A 3,656-nucleotide genomic window follows, 5' to 3' on the forward strand; every position below is an offset into this window, starting at 1 on the left:
GGGTCGAGACACGTCCTGGCCGCTACTAATGCGCTCTGTGGGCGACGACCAGCGTTGTCAGTCAGCCGACAGGGATCGCCGCGCACCGAACACCGGCTTGCAGCGTTTTTACACGCTCTGGGCCAAAAGCAGTCCTTGAGAGCGATCGACCCGAAGCAGATGGTGTCCACCCGTGTAGCCGGACGGGCTGACCTATGCAGTTCGCTTGCAGCGCTGGCTGTATGCAACATACCGTTTAGCGGGGCGGGGATTGGAAACCTCGTCTCGGCACATGATTTGCTGCCCCTCAATGTCCGCTGGCTTCTTGACGACTCGTACCCCTGAGACTTCCTAGTCACTAGTGACCGTTTTGGTTGATAACGTGAAACCGCCACTCGGTTAGATTCGCATGGTGCAAAACTATCGCTACGCGGATACCTACGCCTGTGGCGGGGCGTCCAGATCTTCCGTGGCTCATATTGTCATTCGATGCTGGAGCGCGGTTGCGATGCTCAATGAAATGCTGCGACGTGATCGTGAATCATCAGCCATGGCACCGTGGTGGGTTCTCCTTAAAGCGAAGAAGTTTCAAATGCGCCAGCTTCTAGTGTGCGGCTTGCTAAGTTGCCTGGCTTTCGCTGCGCCGGCAGAGGTTATGTCACCGGCGCAATTGCACTTTCTGGAAGTAAACGCTGCTGAACCCGAGGCTACCCAGTCCTGGAGGCGGGGCGTGTACATTTGGGATAGCCGTGCGTTGCTCAATCCTGCTACTCGAACCGACGAGCTGTCTCGCCTGGACCGCACGGGCATCCAACGTCTATATATCGGGCTGAGCGCCGAGCAATTAGCGCAACCGGAAGTTGTGCGGACGCTCGATGCGGTTGCCATAACGCTCAGAAAACGTGGCTTCGAGCCTGTGCTGCTTTTGGGTGATCCAGACTGGATGGCGCCTGAGCACCGCGCTTCGCTGATCGCCATCATTTCGAAATTGAAGTCTGTGTCGTTCTCAGCACTTCATCTGGATCTGGAAGTTGAGCAGCGTGGCTGGCCGGTTCCGGCGAAACATGTGCGTGAATGGCTGGACACGCTAAAGCATGTGGCAGCCGCTAGTCGTTGGCCTGTCGAAATATCGAGCCATTACCGCTGGTTTACTGAGGAGATGGGTGGCTTTCCTTGCGCTCCGTGTGAGCTACCTTCCATCGGTGTTAGTAAGGTGAGTTTGATGATCTACACCCGCAGTGCTGAACGCAGCGCCCAGCTCACGGAGAAAATCGCTCAGCGCTGGCCGGCCGTGCGCTTTCGACTCGCGCAGAGCATAGAGCCTCAGCTTGCGCCTGAAGAAACCTGGGGCGGCGCAGCACAGGCTCTACTTCAAGAGCAGGACAGCTTTTGGCGGGCTAGGCTGCAGCCTCTGGCTGTAGAGGGTATCGACTGGCAAGAGTGGGAATATTATCCAACCGGCCAACAACTATGAAAATCTATTGCTAATAAACGAAACAGCTACGATCCGGAAGCAGCAGGAGCCGGTTGCCGCTCTAACGTTTCCTGCCTCGCATTGCTCCAAGATGCTAATTTTCTACTTGCACCGACGAGGTCTTCGTGCCGTTCGTAAACAAGCCTGCCATCTTGGCACGTGCCATCGCCATTATAGTTCTTGTCAGTTTGCTGATAGTTGCCGTTACCGCTTTTATCGAGCGAAACACATTTGATCGCTTAGATGATCTAAACGGGCCCACTGAAGTGAGCCATATCTCTGACCAGGGGCGTTCCGACTGGAATCGCTTCGCCAGCGGAGAGCCTTCTCGTCTTGCAATCTTGTTGACTGATAAGGATTCCGCTTGGCTCGGCCTGTCTCATGGCCTCAAAAGTATCGGCGTGCCGTTCACTATTACCGATGACGTCGCCGAGGCTACTCGTCATAACGTCGTCCTCGTGTATCCGTTGCTTTCGGGACGCACCCTTGACGATGCTGGGCGCACAGCGCTGCGCCGCCACGTGGAAGCAGGACGGACTCTAATAGCCACACAAGTGCTGGGTGGCGGACTACACGATCTGTTTGGCTTCGAATCGACTTTGGAATCGCGAGCTCACCACAGTATTACCTTCGAACAAGCGCCAGCCCTTGGCTGGATAAGCGATCCCCATGAAAAGACAGTACTACTTGGCCAGCCTGATCTGCCGACAAGTTGGATCGGCACGCAAACGTATGTAAATGCGCAGCAGGTTTTGGCCAGGTTCGAAGACGGATCCGCCGCATTGGTCAAAGGAGACAACAAGGCAGGCGGCAGCGCATATGCGTTGGGTTTTGACCTCGGCTTTTTCATCATGCGAGCGCACAACGATCGTAATGACCAAGGCTACCGGGCCTATGCCAATGGTTATGAGCCGTCCGTCGACGTCTGGCTGCGCTGGCTCAGGGCTGTCTATCGCCAGCACGAGCCGTTAGCCGTCACGATTGGCTCTGTACCACAAGGCCAACGCCTGGCTGCGGTCGTGACGTTTGATGTGGATTACGTCGAGTCGATGGGCAATCTACTTGCCTATCGGGACTTGCTCGTGCGGGAAGGAGTACCGGCGACCTTTTTCCTGCAAACGAAATACTACCGCGACTTTCAGGACGAAGGTTTTTTCAACGACCGTACGCTTGCTGCGATGGATGCCTTGGTGGCGGCTGGTATGGAGATAGCCAGCCACTCAGTTAGCCATTCCGACATGTACGCCTCGCTTCCGCTTGGTGATGGGAGCGAGCAATATCCGACCTACCAGCCGAGGGTTAAGGCTCTCGGCGATACGCAAGGTGCGACGGTGATGGGCGAGCTTAGGGTGAGCCGCTTTTTGTTGGAGCAACTGACCGGTCGCTCGGTGGTCTCGTTCCGTCCCGGCTATCTAGCAACACCGCCTCGCCTCCCTGAGGCTCTGGCCGCATCGGGCTATCGCTTTTCGAGTTCAGCAACTGCAGGGAACCTCACCACACACTTACCGTTTCGCACAAACACGCAACGGATGTATAGCGATGAAACGACAGTGTTTGAGTTTCCAATTGCGATTGAAGATGAGATACCGCCGATTATGGATCAGCGAGTCGAGGAGGCGGTTGAGCTGGCCGAGAAGCTTGCCCGATATGGCGCAAGTTACGTGATGCTGCTTCACCCGAATGAAGTTGACCATAAGTACCGCTTCTTGGAGCAGATCCTTCCTCGACTCAAACCATTCGCCTGGTTTGGAACCATGAACCAGTACGGCAGCTGGTGGGCTGCACGCGATAAAGTCGAGGTCGATGTGCTGGCGCAACGCGGTCAAATTGTGCTCAACGTCCAAGCGCAAGAGCCTATTAAAGATCTGGTATTTGAGTTGCCAACTGGCCTGCGGCCGGTCTCTGGCAGCGCCATGCAAAAGCTATCCGATGGGCGATGGCTGTTCCGCGATATTCCCGCCGGCACGATTATGATTGACTTACATCACTAAAGACGCAGGAAATCCAGGTTCGACTGCGACTGTCACCACGGGCAGGTTTTGGCCGGAAGCAACCGGTAGCGACAGACAGCAATCGGCCGATTCTGTTGAAAAAGTAGGTTCAGCGGCAGCCGGCCGGTCGGATGTGCCTGCTGTCGAAGTGGCTGGAAGCCACTTCAAGTTGCCTTTCGGCGTTTCACTGAGCTTCCTTGCCCAGGTCTGAG

The 3,656-nt window shown here is 55.9% G+C and carries 3 protein-coding genes; 2 read left to right on the forward strand and 1 reads right to left on the reverse strand.

Translation table 11 applies throughout. The features are described from left to right. Positions 1-487: 487 nt before the first annotated feature. The gene (locus tag CW305_RS10495) at positions 488-1,453 is read left to right on the forward strand and encodes a hypothetical protein (RefSeq protein ID WP_181063886.1); all 966 of its coding nucleotides are present in this window, start codon (positions 488-490) and stop codon (positions 1,451-1,453) included. A gap of 125 nt (positions 1,454-1,578) precedes the next feature. Continuing rightward, complete coding sequence (locus CW305_RS10500; protein ID WP_054095291.1) at positions 1,579-3,444, forward strand: polysaccharide deacetylase family protein; 1,866 nt, start codon at positions 1,579-1,581, stop codon at positions 3,442-3,444. On the opposite strand, the gene CW305_RS23575 is transcribed toward CW305_RS10500, so the two are convergent. Beyond that, positions 3,433-3,656, reverse strand: a 224-nt coding sequence (locus tag CW305_RS23575; RefSeq protein WP_219819262.1) for a hypothetical protein, incomplete at its 5' end; no start/stop codon positions are given. The two genes, CW305_RS10500 and CW305_RS23575, sit on opposite strands and share 12 nt — an antisense overlap.

The sequence above is a fragment of the Stutzerimonas kunmingensis genome (assembly GCF_002929225.1).
Lineage (GTDB): Bacteria > Pseudomonadota > Gammaproteobacteria > Pseudomonadales > Pseudomonadaceae > Stutzerimonas.

Coding starts and splice junctions, on each gene's coding strand:
- CW305_RS10495 (WP_181063886.1), top strand. CDS start 488: ATGCTCAATGAAATGCTGCGACGTGATCGTGAATCATCAGCCATGGCA.